The following is a 16,020-nucleotide window of genomic DNA, read 5'->3' on the forward strand; positions in this document are numbered from 1 at the left end:
GATCCTGTCGCTGATCGGCAGCAGGCAGTTCGGCGGGATGGGGCTGCTGTCGTATGGCTGGGACATGCTGGTCGTGATCGTGTTCTCGCTCGTGTTCTATTACTGGGGCGTGCATACGGGATATCGCTCGGCCTATCTCGACGAGCGCGATACGATTCGCGCAAAAGAGGCTGAGTACGCGACGAGCGGTCTTTCAGGAGAAGAGTGGATGTCGGCGCGCTAATGCATTAGACGCCGCGAGCGGATCACGCATGTCGTGGTCCGCTTTGCGTTTTGCTTGCGCCAAAGTGCGATCGCCCGTCGTCCCGTTGAATTCGAAGTGCTCGGTGACTCTGACGACCCGCAGACGAAGCTCTAAGCGGACGCGACGACGGAATTCAGCAAGACGCTCGCGTGACCTGATGCGAGGCACACCCCGGTCATCGCCTCGCACAATTCGCCTGCGCGCGATGGCCTGCACTAGAATGAAACAGGTCATGGTTCCGCGCGTCTGTTGCCGGAAAGGACCGTGGCTTTGCAACCCGGGCTGGTCCGGTCCGTCCACGGAGATTCGTATGAACGGATATCAACTGACGTTCTACACCGAGCAGAACAAGCGGCACGGTCACAGAACGGTTTGCGAGTGGCTGCTGCACGAGGTGAAGGCGCTGGGCATACACGGCGCAACGGTCATCAGCGGCAGCGAGGGCGTCGGACATGCGGGTGCTCATCATGCCGCGCACATGCTCAAGCTCGCTGACCAGCCGGTGCAGATCATCGTTGCCGTCACCGACGAAGAGGCACAGCGATTGCTCGACGTCGTTCGCGCAGAACGCGTACACGTTTTCTATACGCGTATGCCGATCGAGTTCGGGTTGCTGGGTGAAGAGGACCCGCAGCATCATCCGAAGAAGTTCTCGCTGTTTCACAAGGGCGGCGCACATTAAAGCCAGTGCGATTGCGCAGATGGCGACCTCTCGTCCAGCCACGAAAACGTGTCTGCTGGAGATGGCATTTCTCCCTAACCGCCGCTGATCGTGCGCGGCTGATGATGCCTACTGAGTCCCTGATGTGCCGGGCCGGTAGGCATTTTTATTTGCGGGCTTTCGTCTTGATGTTATCCGGGCGTTCAATCGCCACGAGGAGGCGAAGAAGATGGAATCCGGTGCCTGCCTCGATTGAAACGAGGCCTTGCTGCGCAAGCCTGGCGCGCGGAACCGAAGGTATCGCCGGGTGAACCCCTTGAATCGAGCTATGGCGAAGACCTGTATGCGCAGCTATTCAAGGGAGATAAGACAGTGTCAAAAGACAATGGCTATGCAACTATTGGAAGCGGGGAGTACATCTTCCGTCATTTAGCCTTATAGCGAACAGTACGCGGCCTACTCCGCTTTCTGCCGTGTGCGCGAGCCTATTGCGCTTCGTGTCTTCCAGGTTACGCCGTGCTGCTCGAGGTACTCCCTGATAAGCTGCCGAACCACCTGGGAGGGTGTCAGGTCCTGTGCGGCGCAGAGTTTCTCGAACGCCTCTTTCTTGACAGGGTCGATCAGGACGGTCAATCGGGCACTTTTCGTTTCCATGGCGGGAGCGGAATCAGATATGTTAATCAAATTATAATGGATCGCCCGCCTGCGTAACATCGGGAGAATGCTGTCAGCGGATAATCGTCTGACACGGCGTTCGCTATCGCACACATCGCCGGTCGCTCACGATCACGCGCCGACCCGATTCAATGCAGTCGCCGACCGACGACGTCTGAAAAGAAGCTGCGCAACTGCTCGTCCCAGGTTTCGCTGTCGAGCGTCACGTCTGCCGTTCCCGCCTGCCGCATCTCGGCGTCCAGATAGACGGCACGCAATGCCCGAGGCTGAACCGGCTTGCGAAAGAGTTGGCCATCGCCGTCGAGAAACAGGCATGTCTTTCCCCGATACCGGGAACCGCGCACCGACATCGCATCGAACACATGGCGTGCCGACGCCTTCGGATAAACGAAGATGACGTTGATCCCGTGGGCTTCGAGACGGTCGCAGACCTCTGCGAACCGGTAGAGCATCTGGAACCCACGTTCCCCAGCCGTGCCTACACCGACCACGATCAGGCCGTGATCGCCGGTCACATCCCGTACGAGACGACACGCATGGTCGTATGACAGCAGAGCCGCGCCAGGGTCAATCACATTGAGTTCCTTGCTTTCGCACGGAGTTCGCGAACCTGCGGTGCCGCACTGCTTGATGGCTTGCCGCAACAGGTCCAGTCCGTAGATATCACCCGTTATCGATCAGATTCGTATATGTTAATGACATGATAATAGCATGTGTATCACAAAGACCGCGCAAACGCCTATGCGCTGCGCCGCTCAATGAAGCGCTCACTCCCGTCTGCGGGTGGGCTCCCACGCTCGCTCGCGCAGATCGTCGAGCAGCGGAATGATCGCGAGCATCGTGAGCACGCAGGCCAACGGAATGGTTGCCGCGTAGCCGACATGCTTGAAGCCCAGTGCGCCCGTTACGCCGCCCGCGAAGAAACTCGCGAGCATGCGGGCATGCACCTTCAACCGCTCCCTGTTGGCGAGAACGGGTGCGAGCGCCGGATCGTCGCGAGACGCGTTCCAGTAGCAGAGCTTGCCGAGTTCTATGCCGATATCCGTGACGATGCCTGTCATATGAGTGGTGCGGATTTCCGCGCCCGACAGTTTGGTGATCATCGCGTTCTGCAGGCCCATGATGAAGCACAGCAGCATGACGGTTGCGGGAACGAACAGGGTGTCCCACAGCGCCAGATGGCTGCCGAGCAATCCGAAGCACAGCAGCAGCGAGGCTTCCAGCAGAAGCGGCGAAGCATATTGACTGTGCAGGCGCTGGCGACGTCCCCAGTTGACGAGCACGGCCGAGCACGCGGCGCCCAGCAAAAAGGAAATCAGCGAGCCGACACCCGCGAGCACTAGCGCGAAATCGCCGAGCACGGCGTCGTCGGCGATCGAGGAGACCACGCCGCTCATGTGCGACGTGTACTGCCTGACGGCCAGATATCCGCCTGCGTTCGCCGCGCCCGCGACGAATGCAAGTGAAAACCCGAGGCGCCTGTTTGCCGCGGTACTCCGGTCTCTTCCCGTCAATGTTCGAAAAAACTGTGCTGGCATGTGAGATCGACTGCTGTGTCGCCGCGTGGCGTGAACGCGTGAACGCGTGTACGTATGGGGCGTGATCTCCGTTGCGTCGGATTTCACGCTGGCCTTGGGTCCAAAGCATGGATCGCAGAGAAGCAGCGGCGAAGGCGGAAGGGCCGGCATGAAGCGGCGCACGTCATCGACGTTGTATGGAATCCTGCGGGCAAAGCTGATAGGATGATAACGCCATTATCATACTCTGATAACTGTATGTTCCTGACGCGGGACCGATGTTTCGAGTCCCGACATCGAGCGGAGACATCCCATGCAGTGCGGATTTGCGGCAGACGGACAGCCTGTTCAAACGGAAGGGCGCGAACGAAAGCGCTCGCGCCCACGGCGCACTGAAGGCTGTGCGAGAGTCGTCGATGACCCGGTGTGGACGGGCGTCATCATTGTCCGCTGCCAGGCGCACAAGTAGAGACGGCACGCGATGGCTTCTCCCACCATCCTTCAGGCCGTGCTGCTCGTGATCGCGGGGTGGCTTGCCATCGGGGTTCTGGGGTTCGTCAGCTTGCGCCGCACGCGCGTCGTGGCACACGGGCTGTTTCCGGCCGGTGCAGTGTTCGGGGTTCTGCTGTGCGCGCTGGGACTTGCCGGCGTGTTTTCCGCCCCTCAGGAAACGATTCTGCCGCTTGGGCTGCCGGGCTTGCCGTTTCACGTGCGGCTCGACGGCCTCTCCTCGTATTTTCTTGCCGTGCTCGGCATGGTCGGCGCCGGTGTCAGCGCGTTCTCCGCCGGCTACTTTCGCAAGGGTGAAGGCACGCCGCCCGGGCTGCTCTGCTTCGAATATCACGTGTGCCTCGCGGGCCTCGCGCTCGTGCTCGTGGCCAACGATGCCTACTGCTTCATGGTTGCATGGGAAACGATGACGCTGGCGGCAACGTTTCTCGTGATGAGCAATCATCGCATCGACGAAATCCGCCGCGCCGGCTACCTGTACTTCCTGATCTCGCACGTCGGCGCGCTTGGTCTGCTGTTGTGTTTCGGCTTGCTGCAAGCGAATACGGGGGACTACTCGTTTGCCGGCATGCGGCAGCAGCATCTGGACACGTTCTGGGCGTCCATTGCGTTCATTCTTGCGCTGTTCGGATTCGGCGCAAAGGCGGGCATTTTCCCGCTGCATGTCTGGTTGCCGGAGGCGCACCCGGCGGCGCCATCGCCCGTGTCGGCATTGATGAGCGGCTTTGTCCTGAAGGCAGGGCTCTACGGCGTATTGCGCACGGTGTTCGACCTGCTGCACGTGCAGATCGCGTGGTGGGGCGTGGTGCTGCTCGCACTCGGGCTTTTCACGGCGCTGTTCGGCGTCGTGTTCAGCGCGATCCAGACCGACATGAAGAGGCTGCTCGCGTATTCGTCGATCGACAACATCGGTCTGATGTTCGTCAGCATGGGGCTGGCCATTCTTTTCCGTGCGTTCGATATGCCTGCGCTCTCTGCGTTGTCGCTGACGGCGCTGCTCTATCAGATCGCAAGCCACGCGGCGTTCAAGAGCCTGCTGTTCATCGCGACGGGCTCCGTGCTGCATGCAACGGGCGAGCGCAATCTCGGACGCCTCGGCGGGCTGATCCGCTTCATGCCATGGACCGCCTGGGTCGCGTTGCTGGGCACGCTCGCGAGCGCGGGGTTGCCGCCGTTGAGCGGATTCGTCTCCGAATGGCTGCTGTTGCAGAGCTTCCTGTTTACGCCGGAACTGCCCAACTCTTTCCTGAACATGATCGTTCCGCTCGTCGCGGCACTGATCGCACTCGTTGCCGCGCTTGCCGGCTATACGATGGTCAAGTTCTTCGGGATCATTTTTCTCGGGCAGCCGCGCGAAGCAAAACTGAGTGAGGCACGCGACGCGAGCCCGTGGGAGCGAGCCGGCTTCGTCTGGCTCGCGGCAATGTGCGTGTTGCTCGGGCTGTTGCCGGTGCAGTTCGTGGCCGTGCTCGATCGGGTGACGCACGCGTTGATGGGAGCGGGCCTCGGCCAGACGGTCGCCCGCAACGGCTGGCTGCTGCTCGCGCCCGTCAATATCGAACGCGCGAGCTACATGCCCGTCGCCTTTCTGCTGTTCCTCCTTGCGTTCTGCGCGCTTGTCTGGATTCTCGTGCGCCGCTTCTATCACGGGCGGCTGCGTCGCGCGATTCCGTGGGCATGTGGCCATCCGTTCGTCAACGCACGCATGCAGGACACGGCCGAAGGTTTCGGGCAGCCGATCCGCGAAATCTTTGCGCCGCTTTTCAGGATCGAACGGCAGTTGCCTTCGCCTTTCGATGCACGCCCCGTATATCGCGTGGCCGTGACGGACCGCGCATGGGCACTGATCTACCAGCCGATCGAACGCATCGTCGCGCGTATCGCGGCGCTGGCGGGGTTGCTTCAGACGGGCCGCATCGCTGTGTATCTGATGTTCAGCTTCCTCGTGCTCATTGTCCTGCTGATCCTGGTGCGACGATGATGACGCCCTCCGGACTGCTCTCGCAGATGCTCGAAATCGTGCTGGCGCTGGCGGCTGCTCCGCTGTTGTCCGGCTGGATCAACATGTGCCGCGCGTGGCTGCAAAACCGGCGCGCGCCTTCCATCTGGCAACCGTACCGGATGCTGCACAAGCTGTTCAACAAGGAATCCGTCGTCGCTCAGCATGCGAGTCCCGTGTTTCGCGGCGCGCCGTATGTGATCTGCGCGTGCATGACGCTCGCGTGCGCAATCGTGCCGACGCTGTCGACGGAACTGCCGCTGTCGCCTGCCGCCGATGCAATCGCGCTCGTGGGGCTCTTCGCACTGGCACGCGTCGCGATCTCGCTGGCGGCAATGGATGTCGGCACGGCATTCGGCACGCTCGGCGCGCGCCGCGAAATGCTGGTCGGCTTTCTCGCAGAGCCGGCCTTGCTAATGGTGCTGTTCTCCGCATCGCTGATCACGCACTCGACGTTGCTCACGCACATCGTCGGCACCTTGAGCCATCAGGAACTGGCGATTTACCCGAGCCTCGCCTTCGCGGGCATTGCGTTCACGATGGTGTCGCTCGCAGAGAACGCACGATTGCCCGTCGACAACCCAACGACGCACCTCGAACTGACGATGATCCACGAGGCGTTGATCCTCGAGTATTCGGGCCGGCATCTCGCGCTGATGGAGTTGGCCGCGAGTCTGAAGCTGTTTGCGTATTCGTGCATCGGGCTTGCGCTCTTCGTGCCGTGGGGCATCGCCGAGGCGGGCAATCCCGTTGCGCTGCTGCTTGCTATCCCGGCGCTGTTCGTCAAGCTGCTGGTCGGCGGCGCAGCGCTCGCGGTCGTGGAAACCACGAACGCAAAGATGCGCATCTTCCGCGTGCCGGAGTTTCTCGCCACGGCCTTCCTGCTCGCCGTGATCGGCATGCTTGTGCACTTTCTGCTGGGGGCGTGAATGCACGGTCTCGCGACGCAGATCATCAACCTGCTGGCCGCCGTTCTGCTGATGGTGTCGTTCGCGATGCTCAGCCAGCGGCGAATCCTCTCGCTGATCCACCTGTACACGCTCCAGGGCATCGCGCTCGTTTCGGCGAACCTCGTGCTCGGCTTCGTCACAGACGACATTCACCTCTACATTTCCGGGCTGCTGACGCTCGTGCTGAAGGTAGGCGTGATTCCGTGGATTCTCTACAGGCTGGTGCAGCGCCTCAACGTGAAAACGGATGTCGAGACGTTGCTCAACATTCCGACGACGCTGCTGATCGGCATCGTGCTCGTAATCGTCGCGTTCAACGTCGCGACGCCGATCAGCCAGCTCGCGTCGTCCGTCGCGCGTGGCACGCTCGGCATCGCGCTCGCGTGCGTGCTGCTGTCGTTCATGATGATGATCACGCGCTCGAAGGCGATACCGCAGGTGATCGGCTTTCTTTCGATGGAGAACGGCCTGTTCTTCGCTGCCGCAGCGGCGACCAACGGCATGCCGATGATCGTCGAGCTCGGCATCGGGCTCGACGTGCTGGTGGGCATCCTGATTCTCGGCGTCTTCATGTTCCAGATTCGCGAGCAGTTCGACAGCCTCGACATCCATCACCTGGAAAAGCTCAAAGATGACTGAAGCCTGGGTTCTGCTGCTCGTATTTGCGATTCCATTGTGCGCGGGAGCCTGTCTCGCGCTCGTTGGGCAGCATGCCGTGGCACCGGATCTCAACGTCGGATTCAGCTTTCTGACCTTTATCGCCGCGATGGTGCTCGCTGAGCAAACGGTCGCGCACGGACCTGCTTTTGCGCTCGGCAAGCTTTTCTTCGTCGATCCGCTTAATGTTTTTCTCGTTGCACTGACGGCATTCGTCGGCTGGACGACGTCGATCTTTTCCAGGCCGTACATGCGGATCGAACAGAGCCGTGGCAAGATGACGGGCGCGCGCATGCGTCTTTATCACAGCATGTATCAGCTGTTCGTATTCGCGATGCTGCTCGCGCTGCTGACCAACAACGTCGGCATTCTGTGGGTCGCGATGGAGGCCGCCACGCTCGCCACCGTGCTGCTCGTCAGCGTCTATCGCACGGCCGCGAGTCTCGAAGCGGCGTGGAAGTACTTCATCCTGTGCGGCGTCGGCATTGCGCAGGCGCTGTTCGGCACGATCCTGCTCTATCTCGCCGCGAGCCGGCATCTGAGCGGCGGCGATGCATTGCTGTGGAGCAGCCTGAACGCGGTCAAGGGCCAACTCGACCCGACGATCATGTCGCTGGCGTTCGTGTTCCTGCTGATCGGCTACGGCACGAAAGTCGGCCTCGTGCCGATGCACAACTGGCTGCCCGACGCGCACGCCGAAGGCCCCACGCCGATTTCCGCCGTGCTCTCCGGCCTGCTGCTCAATGTTGCGCTGTATGCGGTGCTCCGCTGCAAGGTGCTCGCCGACGGCGCGCTGCAAAACGGTCTGCCGGGCCGCCTGCTGATCGGATTCGGACTGGTGTCGGTCATGGTCGCGACGTTTTCGCTGCTGCGCCAGAAGGACGTCAAGCGTCTGTTCTCGTATTCGTCGATCGAGCACATGGGCCTGATGACATTCGCGTTCGGGCTCGGCGGGCCTACCGCGACGTTCGCGGGTCTGCTGCACATGACGGTCCATTCGCTCGTCAAGTCGGCGATCTTCTTCGCTGTCGGGCACGCGGCGCAGAAGGCGCGCACGCAGGTGATCGACGACATACGCGGGCTGCTGCGCGTGAGCCCGACTGTCGGATGGGGCATGATGCTCGGGACGCTCGCGATCCTCGGCATGCCGCCGTTCGGTGTGTTCGCGAGCGAGTTCCTGATCCTGACGACGGCAATCAGCGAGCTGCCATGGGCGACGCCGTTTCTGCTGCTCGCGCTTGCGGTGGCGTTCGCGATCATCTTTGCGCGCGTGCAGCACATGGTGTTCGGCAAGACCACGGCGACGGCGCTCGAGCATCCGCCGGCGCTGCTTCCCGTGTTCGTTCATCTGGGCCTGGGTCTGATGCTCGGGCTTTACATTCCGCCTTACCTTGCGACGTGGTATCGGCAGGCGGCGGCGATGCTCGCGGGGTGACGCATGCGAATCGACGCACTCGGGCTTTCTGATGTCGTGCGACTGTCGATGTTCACCGGCAAGGCGTCGGCCTTTCTGGCGCACGTCCATTCCGCGACGTGGGTTCGCATTGCCGGCACGGTCAGAGAGCATGGGGGGCGCCTGATCTCGCTGTGGGGTAAGGAAGCGGCGACGGGCGCGTTCGTCGTTTCTGCCGCTTACGCACTGGAAGATGGACTGCTGTGGTTGCAGTTGCCCGTCGCGCGAGACGATGACCGAGACGCCGGCTATCCAGACCTGTCCAGCATCTTTCCGTGTGCATCGCGGATGCAGCGCGCTGTCTACGATCTGCTCGGCCTGCGCGCGACGGGCGCGGCCGATACGCGGCCCTGGCTGAACCATGGCAACTGGCCCGCCGATTACTTTCCGCTTCAGAAGCTGTCGTCCGGAAACGAGCGCTTCGAGTCGCAAGAAGCGGACTATCCGTTCGTGCCCGTCGCCGGCGACGGCGTTCACGAGATAGCGGTCGGGCCGATTCACGCGGGCACCATCGAGCCGGGGCACTTCCGCTTTTCGGTCGTCGGAGAAAAGGTGCTGCGGCTGGAGGAGCGGCTAGGCTACGCGCATCGGGGTGTCGAGCGGCTATTCGAGCAGGCGCCCGTGCTGCTCGGCCAGCGCCTTGCCGGGCGCATTGCCGGCGACACGACAGTTGCCTTTTCGTGGGCGTATTGCATGGCCGTCGAACGCGCATGGAACGTCTTCGTTCCGCCGCGTGCGCAGTGGTTGAGAGCGCTTATGCTCGAACGCGAGCGCGTTGCCAATCACCTGGGCGATCTGGGAGCGCTCGGCAACGATGCCGGGTTCGCATTCGGCCTCGCGCAGTTTTCCCGAATGAAGGAAGACTGGTTGCGCCTGAACGATCGGGTGTTCGGTCATCGTTATCTGATGGATCAGATAATCCCGGGTGGGGTCGCGCGTGACGTGGCCGCGGATTTCATCGCGGCCCTCGCGGACCAGTGCGAACAGATCGAAGCCGACGTTCGCGTGATGCAGCGCATCTACGACGACCAGTCGGGCTTGCAGGACCGCTTTGCGGGCGCGGGCAAGCTCGCTGCGAAGGTGGCGGCGCATTTCAGCGTGTGCGGTCTTGCGGCGCGGGCGAGCGGGTTGAAAATCGACGTGCGCGCCGATCATCCGTATGCGCCGTATCACGAAGTCGAAGCGCAAATCGTCACCGACAACCGCTGCGACGTGGCCGCGCGCGTCGCTGTGCGGTTCAACGAGGTGTACGAGTCGCTGCGGTTGATTTGCGCGTTTCTCGATGGCTTGCCTGAGGGCGATTTTGCGGAATCAGTGCACGCCAGGCAGCCGCCGTCTTGCGGCGTGGGCTGGGTCGAAGGCTGGCGCGGCGATGTGTTCGTCGCCATCGAGACGGGCGAAAACGGGACGATTTCGCGCTGTCATTGCCATGATCCATCATGGCAAAACTGGCCGGCGCTGGAGCACGCGATCATCGGCAACATCGTTCCGGATTTCCCGTTGATCAACAAGTCGTTCAATCTGAACTACGCGGGACACGATCTCTAATGTGGCAACTTCTCAAGCAGATCGCGCGGACTGACATTCCGTCCCAGCGCATCCCCACCGACAACGATGCGTGGCGAACCGCGCATCAGCAACTCCACGCGGAAATTCTCGACGTGCTCGGCCGCGCGCTGTGCATCCGGCAGATCGACGCGGGCTCCTGCAATGGATGTGAGCTGGAAATCCATGCACTCAACAATCCGTACTACAACATCGAGGGGCTCGGCATCAAATTCGTCGCGAGTCCTCGGCATGCGGACATGCTGCTCGTCACGGGGCCGCTGTCGCTGAACATGAAGGAAGCCGTGCGCCGCGCGTGGGAGGCCACGCCCCATCCGAAACTGGTGGTCGCCGCCGGCGATTGTGCGTGCACGGGCGGCATCTTCGGCGGCAGTTACGCGGTATGCGGGCCGCTGTCGAATCTTCTTCCCGTGGATGTCACTGTACCGGGCTGTCCACCGCCACCCGTCGATCTGCTTCGAGGCATTCTCACCGCGCTTCGTGCGAGAGGGGACAAGTCCGCACCGTAAGCGTCACGTTGTCCGCGTTTCTGGGCCCGGTCGGTTTTCACGTTTCGCTAACGCACGATCAGCACAGCCGCGCCTGACACGCGGCCGCCGCGCAGATCGTCGAGCGCGCGGTTCGCTTCGGCGAGCGGGTAGCGCGTGACTTCGATATCGAGCTGTGTTTCGCCGGCGATTTTCATGAACGCTGCGCCATCGGCTCGCGTCAGATTCGCCACCGACACCACACGTCGCTCGCCCCACAGGAACGCATACGGGAACGCGGGAATGTCGCTCATGTGGATGCCGCCGCACACCACGATGCCGCCTTTGACGACGGCCTTCAGAGCGGCCGGCACGAGTGCGCCGACGGGCGCGAAGATCAACGCAGCATCGAGAGGATCGGGCGCAGTTTCGTTGCTGCCGCCAGCCCAAAAGGCGCCGAGTCTGCGCGCGAGTTGCTGTGCGGAGGTGTCGCCGGAGCGCGTGAACGCGTACACGATGCGGCCCTGATGACGTGCAACCTGCGCGACGATATGCGCTGCCGCGCCGAATCCGTAGATGCCGACGCGCTGCGCGTCGCCCGCCATGCTGAGCGTCCGGTAGCCGATCAGCCCGGCGCAAAGCAGCGGCGCGGCTTGTGCGTCGTCGTAGTTCGCTGGCAGGTGCAGGCAGTAGCGGCTATCGGCGACGACCTGTTCGGCGTAGCCGCCGTCAATCGTATAGCCGGTGAACGCGGGCGCATCGCAGAGGTTTTCGCGGTCGCTCTCGCAGTACGGACAGACGCCGCATGTCTTGCCGAGCCACGGCACGCCGACGCGGTCGCCGATTTCGAACGCGCTCACGTCCGCGCCGCGCGCCGCGACTCTGCCGACGATTTCATGGCCCGGAATCACGGGACGCTTCGGCTCGCTCAACTCGCCATCGACGACATGCAGATCTGTCCTGCACACGCCGCACGCGTGCACGTCGATCAGGAGTTCGCCCGCCGTGGGCGCGCGGTCAGGCAGATCGCGTTCGGCGAGCCGGGGACTCGAACCGTCGAAAACCATGGCGCGCATGATCAATCCTCCTCGCACCAAGCGGCGGTGGCCGCTATCGATTGAATCGCACAGCCGCGTGATGCGGTCCGTCGATGTCCACGTACAAGATGAATGTTAGCGGGCTGCGGCGGTGTCCGTTTGCGTCAATGCGTGCCCGAGGCCGCGTTGTCATCCGGCAGCCGCTTCTCGCGCCCTTGCGTCGAGTGCTCGGGCGCGGCGATGGAGGCGAGCCACGGTTGCCAGGCACGCATCCACATCGCCCACATCGAAATGGGAGACATGAGGGGAGACATGAGAGGCGACATCAGCGAAAAGAGGCTGGGTTGCAAGAACCACTGCGCCGCCGCTTCGACGGTCGGCACGGCCGTGATGTGAATGGCGATGCTTTCTGCGCCAAGATCGGGCAACTTGCGCCGTGTGATTTCCACATCGACGGTCGGCAAGTGGGCAGTCAGTTTCGTTTCCATGCTCAACCTCGCATTGATCGGTGAGGCCGCGAGTGCGGGCGTTTGTCGGCGGATCACTACATTCTCCGATCATCAGTTTATCGAAGGCTTCGCGTGGTGTCCTCGAGTCGTTTCGTTTTCGCTCATATGTAATGGTGCCGCATGAAAATCGGAGCCACGCATCAATACATTTGCAATCCGAAGTAACGATCGTTCTGTTCGTTGTCACCAATGCGCAGCGATGAACACCGCACCACGAAAAATGAAAAAAAGGAGTGCACGGCTCGCACAACCTAAAAGCGTGCGCCGATATCGCGGACTTGTACGAAGTAGTCACGCGTATCAGGTCGGCGTTTATTGCATTGCGGCAACGGTCGCGCACCCAAAGCACGCGTTACGTGTAAATCGATAAAAAGTTCGCACCTTATGCCGGCTTCGACTGTCAAAGCAAAAGGCTGTCCGGACACGCTCCCTCGGCAGCCGGGCACGCCCGTGCCAACCGGCACAGGATGTGCACGTGAGCTCCTGCACGCATTCAGATCTGAACGAACAAGGAGGGCGGTCATGACCACGACTGCCAGTTTTCACATCGGGTATACGCAATACCTCGGTCCCGACGGCGAGCCCGTGCAGCCCTTGCCGGCCTTCGCGCGCGAACCGGCGGCGCTGATCCCGCTCTATCGCGCGATGGTGCTGACGCGCGCATTCGATTCCAAAGCGGTTGCGCTGCAGCGTACCGGCAAGCTCGGGACGTTCGCTTCGTCGGTCGGGCAGGAGGCGATCGGCGTCGGCGTCGCGAGCGCGATGCGGGCCGACGACGTCCTGTTTCCTTCCTACCGCGATCACGCTGCGCAATTGCTGCGCGGCGTCACGATGACGGAAAGCCTGCTTTACTGGGGCGGCGACGAGCGCGGCAGCGACTTCAGCGGGCCCCGTCTCGACTTTCCGAACTGCGTGCCCATCGGCACACAGGTCTGCCATGCGGCGGGCGCGGCCTACGCGTTCAAGCTGCGCGGCGAGCCGCGCGTGGCCGTCGCGATCTTCGGCGACGGCAGCACGTCGAAAGGCGACTTCTACGAAGCGATGAACATGGCGGGCATCTGGCAGGCGCCGCTCGTGCTCGTCATCAACAACAACCAGTGGGCGATCTCGGTGCCGCGCAGCATGCAGAGCGCGTCGCAGACGCTCGCGCAGAAGGCAATCGCGGCGGGCATCGACGGCTTGCAGGTCGACGGCAACGACGTGATCGCGATGCATCAGGTCATGCATGCGGCGCTCGAAAAAGCGCGGCGCGGCGAAGGCCCGACGCTGATCGAAGCGCTCAGCTATCGCCTCGGCGATCACACGACAGCCGACGACGCCACGCGCTATCGCGACTCCGAGGTTATTCGCGAGCAATGGGCGCATGAGCCGCTCTTGCGTCTGCGCACGTATCTGATGCGGATGAACGTGTGGGACAAGGCGCAGGACGAAGCGCTCGGCAAGGCCTGTCATGCGCAAGTCGAAGAGGCCGTCGAAGCCTATCTCGCCGTGCCGCCGCCCGACGTGTCCGCGATGTTCGATCACCTGTACGAGAGCCTGCCTCACGCGATGCGCGAGCAACTCGAAGCCGCACAGCGCTTCGCGCCCGTCGCGGCGAACGGGCAGAAGAACGGTCAGGAGAACGGTCAGAAGAACGGTCAGGAGAACGGTCAGGAGAACGGTCATGGCTGATCTCAACATGATCGACGCGCTCAATCAGGCGCTCGCCTACGAACTCGAACATGATCCCGCCGTCGTGCTGATCGGCGAGGACATCGGCGTGAACGGCGGCGTGTTTCGCGCGACGGCCGGCTTGCAGGCGCGCTTCGGCGCGCAACGCGTGCTCGATACGCCGCTCGCCGAAACGGGGATTGCCGGCACGGCCATCGGCATGGCGGCGATGGGGCTGCGGCCCGTCGCGGAGATCCAGTTCAGCGGCTTCCTCTATCCGACGATCGATCACGTGCTGAATCACGCGTCGCGCCTGAGGCACCGCACGCGCGGACGCCTCGCGTGTCCGCTCGTGATCCGCGCGCCGTGCGGCGCGGGCATTCACGCTCCCGAGCATCACTCCGAAAGCCCCGAGGCGTTCTTCGCGCACATTCCGGGCTTGCGCGTCGTGACGCCGTCGTCGCCCGCGCGCGCGTACGGCCTGTTGCTCGCGGCGATCCGTGATCCCGACCCGGTGATCTTCTTCGAGCCGACGCGCCTCTATCGCCTCTACCGGCAAACGGTCGAAGACAACGGCGAAGCGCTGCCGCTCGACAGCTGCTTCACGCTGCGCGACGGCTCCGATGTCACGCTGGTCAGCTGGGGCGGCGCGGTGCAGGACGCGCAGGCTGCCGCCGATCTGCTCGCGCAGGAAGGCGTGATGGCCGAGGTGATCGACGTCGCGACGCTCAAGCCGATCGACATGAACACGATTCTCACATCGGTCGCGAAGACGGGCCGCTGCGTGATCGTGCACGAGGGCTCGCGCACGGGCGGCATCGGCGCGGAGATCGCCGCGAACATCGCCGAGCGCGGGCTTTACTCGCTGCTCGCGCCCGTGCAGCGCGTGACCGGCTACGACGTGGTCGTGCCGCTGTACCGGCTCGAAAATCAATACATGCCGGGCGTCGCGCGCATCGTCGCGGCCGTCAGGCAGGCTCTGGAGGCGTCGTGAGGCCATGAAGATATTCAAACTGCCCGACCTGGGCGAAGGCTTGCAGGAAGCGGAAATCGTCGAGTGGCACGTGAAGAGCGGCGATGAAGTCCGCGCGGATCAACCGTTGCTGTCGGTCGAAACAGCGAAGGCGATCGTCGATATTCCATCGCCGCAGTCCGGCCGCATCGCGAAGCTGTTCGGACAGACGGGCGACATCGTGCATCTCGGCGCGCCCCTCGTCGCGTTCGAAGGCGAGGCCGATGACGCCGCCGACGCGGGCACCGTGGTCGGCCACATGGAGGTCGGCCAGCATGTCGTGCAGGAGTCGCCCGCGCCGACGACGTCGGGTGTGGGCGCAGGCGGCGTGATCAAGGCGATTCCGGCCGCCCGCGCGCTCGCGCGCAAGCTGGATGTCGATCTGTCGATGGTGACGCCGTCCGGGCCCGAAGGCATCATCACGGCGGCGGACGTGCAGCGCGTCGCGAAGATACTGGGCGAACTCGGGCCGCCCGAAGTGCTGCGCGGCGTGCGTCGCGCGATGGCGCACAACATGGCGCGCGCGCATAGCGAAGTGGCCGCGGCGACCGTGATCGACGACGCCGACATCCACGCATGGCCGCCGCGCACCGACGTGACGATCCGGCTGATCCGCGCGCTGGTCGCGGGCTGCCGCGCGGAGCCGGGGCTGAACGCGTGGTTCGATGGCCATACGGGGCGGCGCCATGTGCTGGAGAAAATCGATCTCGGCATCGCCGTCGATCTGCCCGACGGGCTCTTCGTCCCCGTGCTGCGCAACGTCGCGCATCGCGACGCCGCCGATCTGCGCGGCGGGCTCGACCGGATGCGCGCCGATATCCGCGCGCGCAAGATTCCGCCCGAAGAGATGCGCGGCAACACGATCACGCTGTCGAACTTTGGGATGATCGCGGGCAAGTACGCGGCACCCGTGGTCGTGCCGCCGACCGTCGCGATTCTCGGCGCGGGGCGCATCCACGAGCAGGTCGTCGCCGCGGAGGGCGTGCCCGCCGTGCATCGCATCCTGCCGCTCAGCCTCACGTTCGATCATCGCGTCGTCACGGGCGGCGAGGCGGCGCGCTTTCTCGCGGCGACCATTGCGGACTTGCAGAGCGCACAATAGCGGTTCGCCGC

The 16,020-nt window shown here is 63.2% G+C and carries 15 protein-coding genes, 1 pseudogene and 1 riboswitch; of the genes and pseudogenes, 11 read left to right on the top strand and 5 right to left on the bottom strand.

The window, feature by feature from the left end; translation table 11 throughout:
- Positions 1-223 (top strand): annotated as a pseudogene (locus AB4Y32_RS33025) (amino acid:proton symporter); the annotation flags it as partial.
- Positions 224-554: 331 nt separating this feature from the next.
- A complete protein-coding gene (locus AB4Y32_RS33030; protein ID WP_368725337.1) occupies positions 555-926 on the top strand; it encodes a DUF190 domain-containing protein in 372 nt (123 codons plus the stop codon).
- A 48-nt stretch (positions 927-974) separates the two neighbouring features.
- Positions 975-1,044: riboswitch (Fluoride riboswitch) on the top strand.
- A gap of 317 nt (positions 1,045-1,361) precedes the next feature.
- On the opposite strand, the gene AB4Y32_RS33035 is transcribed toward AB4Y32_RS33030, so the two are convergent.
- From AB4Y32_RS33035 to AB4Y32_RS33045, 3 genes are all read right to left on the bottom strand, one after another.
- Positions 1,362-1,559, bottom strand: a complete 198-nt coding sequence (locus AB4Y32_RS33035) for a ribbon-helix-helix protein, CopG family (RefSeq protein ID WP_087736466.1) — start codon at positions 1,557-1,559, stop codon at positions 1,362-1,364.
- Between the two features lie 149 nt (positions 1,560-1,708).
- A complete protein-coding gene (locus AB4Y32_RS33040) occupies positions 1,709-2,155 on the bottom strand; it encodes a hypothetical protein (RefSeq protein ID WP_368725394.1) in 447 nt (148 codons plus the stop codon).
- Between the two features lie 192 nt (positions 2,156-2,347).
- Complete coding sequence (locus AB4Y32_RS33045) at positions 2,348-3,118, bottom strand: YoaK family protein (RefSeq protein WP_368725338.1); 771 nt, start codon at positions 3,116-3,118, stop codon at positions 2,348-2,350.
- Between the two features lie 460 nt (positions 3,119-3,578).
- Between AB4Y32_RS33045 and hyfB the strand changes: the two genes are divergently transcribed.
- Genes hyfB through AB4Y32_RS33075 form a run of 6 tightly spaced genes read left to right on the top strand, consistent with a single transcriptional unit; the run spans position 3,579 to position 10,741 of the window.
- Positions 3,579-5,588 carry a hydrogenase 4 subunit B gene (gene hyfB, locus AB4Y32_RS33050; protein ID WP_368725339.1) on the top strand — a complete coding sequence of 670 codons (2,010 nt, stop codon included), beginning with the start codon at positions 3,579-3,581 and terminating at the stop codon, positions 5,586-5,588.
- Positions 5,585-6,535, top strand: a complete 951-nt coding sequence (locus tag AB4Y32_RS33055; RefSeq protein ID WP_368725340.1) for a respiratory chain complex I subunit 1 family protein — start codon at positions 5,585-5,587, stop codon at positions 6,533-6,535. The genes hyfB and AB4Y32_RS33055 overlap by 4 nt, the downstream gene beginning before the upstream one ends.
- Entirely contained in the window at positions 6,536-7,195 is a 660-nt protein-coding gene (locus tag AB4Y32_RS33060; RefSeq protein WP_368725341.1) for a formate hydrogenlyase, read from the top strand.
- Positions 7,188-8,648 (top strand): hydrogenase 4 subunit F, encoded by a 1,461-nt coding sequence (locus AB4Y32_RS33065; protein WP_368725342.1) that lies wholly within the window; start codon positions 7,188-7,190, stop codon positions 8,646-8,648. The genes AB4Y32_RS33060 and AB4Y32_RS33065 overlap by 8 nt, the downstream gene beginning before the upstream one ends.
- Before the next feature lie 3 nt (positions 8,649-8,651).
- Complete coding sequence (locus AB4Y32_RS33070) at positions 8,652-10,214, top strand: hydrogenase large subunit (RefSeq protein WP_368725343.1); 1,563 nt, start codon at positions 8,652-8,654, stop codon at positions 10,212-10,214.
- A complete protein-coding gene (locus AB4Y32_RS33075; RefSeq protein WP_368725344.1) occupies positions 10,214-10,741 on the top strand; it encodes an NADH-quinone oxidoreductase subunit B family protein in 528 nt (175 codons plus the stop codon). The genes AB4Y32_RS33070 and AB4Y32_RS33075 overlap by 1 nt, the downstream gene beginning before the upstream one ends.
- 47 nt (positions 10,742-10,788) lie before the next feature.
- Here AB4Y32_RS33075 and AB4Y32_RS33080 read toward each other — a convergent pair whose 3' ends face one another.
- Both AB4Y32_RS33080 and AB4Y32_RS33085 read right to left on the bottom strand, forming a co-directional pair.
- Positions 10,789-11,775 carry a zinc-dependent alcohol dehydrogenase family protein gene (locus AB4Y32_RS33080; RefSeq protein WP_368725345.1) on the bottom strand — a complete coding sequence of 329 codons (987 nt, stop codon included), beginning with the start codon at positions 11,773-11,775 and terminating at the stop codon, positions 10,789-10,791.
- Between the two features lie 125 nt (positions 11,776-11,900).
- Positions 11,901-12,224, bottom strand: coding sequence for a hypothetical protein (locus AB4Y32_RS33085; RefSeq protein ID WP_368725346.1), 324 nt, complete (start codon positions 12,222-12,224; stop codon positions 11,901-11,903).
- Between the two features lie 543 nt (positions 12,225-12,767).
- On the opposite strand from AB4Y32_RS33085, the gene pdhA reads away from it, so the two are divergent.
- The 3 genes from pdhA to AB4Y32_RS33100 are packed head-to-tail and all read left to right on the top strand — an operon-like array spanning position 12,768 to position 16,009.
- Positions 12,768-13,916 carry a pyruvate dehydrogenase (acetyl-transferring) E1 component subunit alpha gene (gene pdhA, locus AB4Y32_RS33090; protein ID WP_368725347.1) on the top strand — a complete coding sequence of 383 codons (1,149 nt, stop codon included), beginning with the start codon at positions 12,768-12,770 and terminating at the stop codon, positions 13,914-13,916.
- A complete protein-coding gene (locus AB4Y32_RS33095; protein ID WP_368725348.1) occupies positions 13,909-14,889 on the top strand; it encodes an alpha-ketoacid dehydrogenase subunit beta in 981 nt (326 codons plus the stop codon). The genes pdhA and AB4Y32_RS33095 overlap by 8 nt, the downstream gene beginning before the upstream one ends.
- Positions 14,890-14,893: 4 nt before the next feature.
- Positions 14,894-16,009, top strand: coding sequence for a dihydrolipoamide acetyltransferase family protein (locus AB4Y32_RS33100; RefSeq protein ID WP_368725349.1), 1,116 nt, complete (start codon positions 14,894-14,896; stop codon positions 16,007-16,009).
- The last annotated feature ends 11 nt before the right edge of the window (positions 16,010-16,020 follow it).

Source organism: Paraburkholderia phymatum (assembly GCF_040965635.1).
GTDB lineage: Bacteria > Pseudomonadota > Gammaproteobacteria > Burkholderiales > Burkholderiaceae > Paraburkholderia > Paraburkholderia phymatum_B.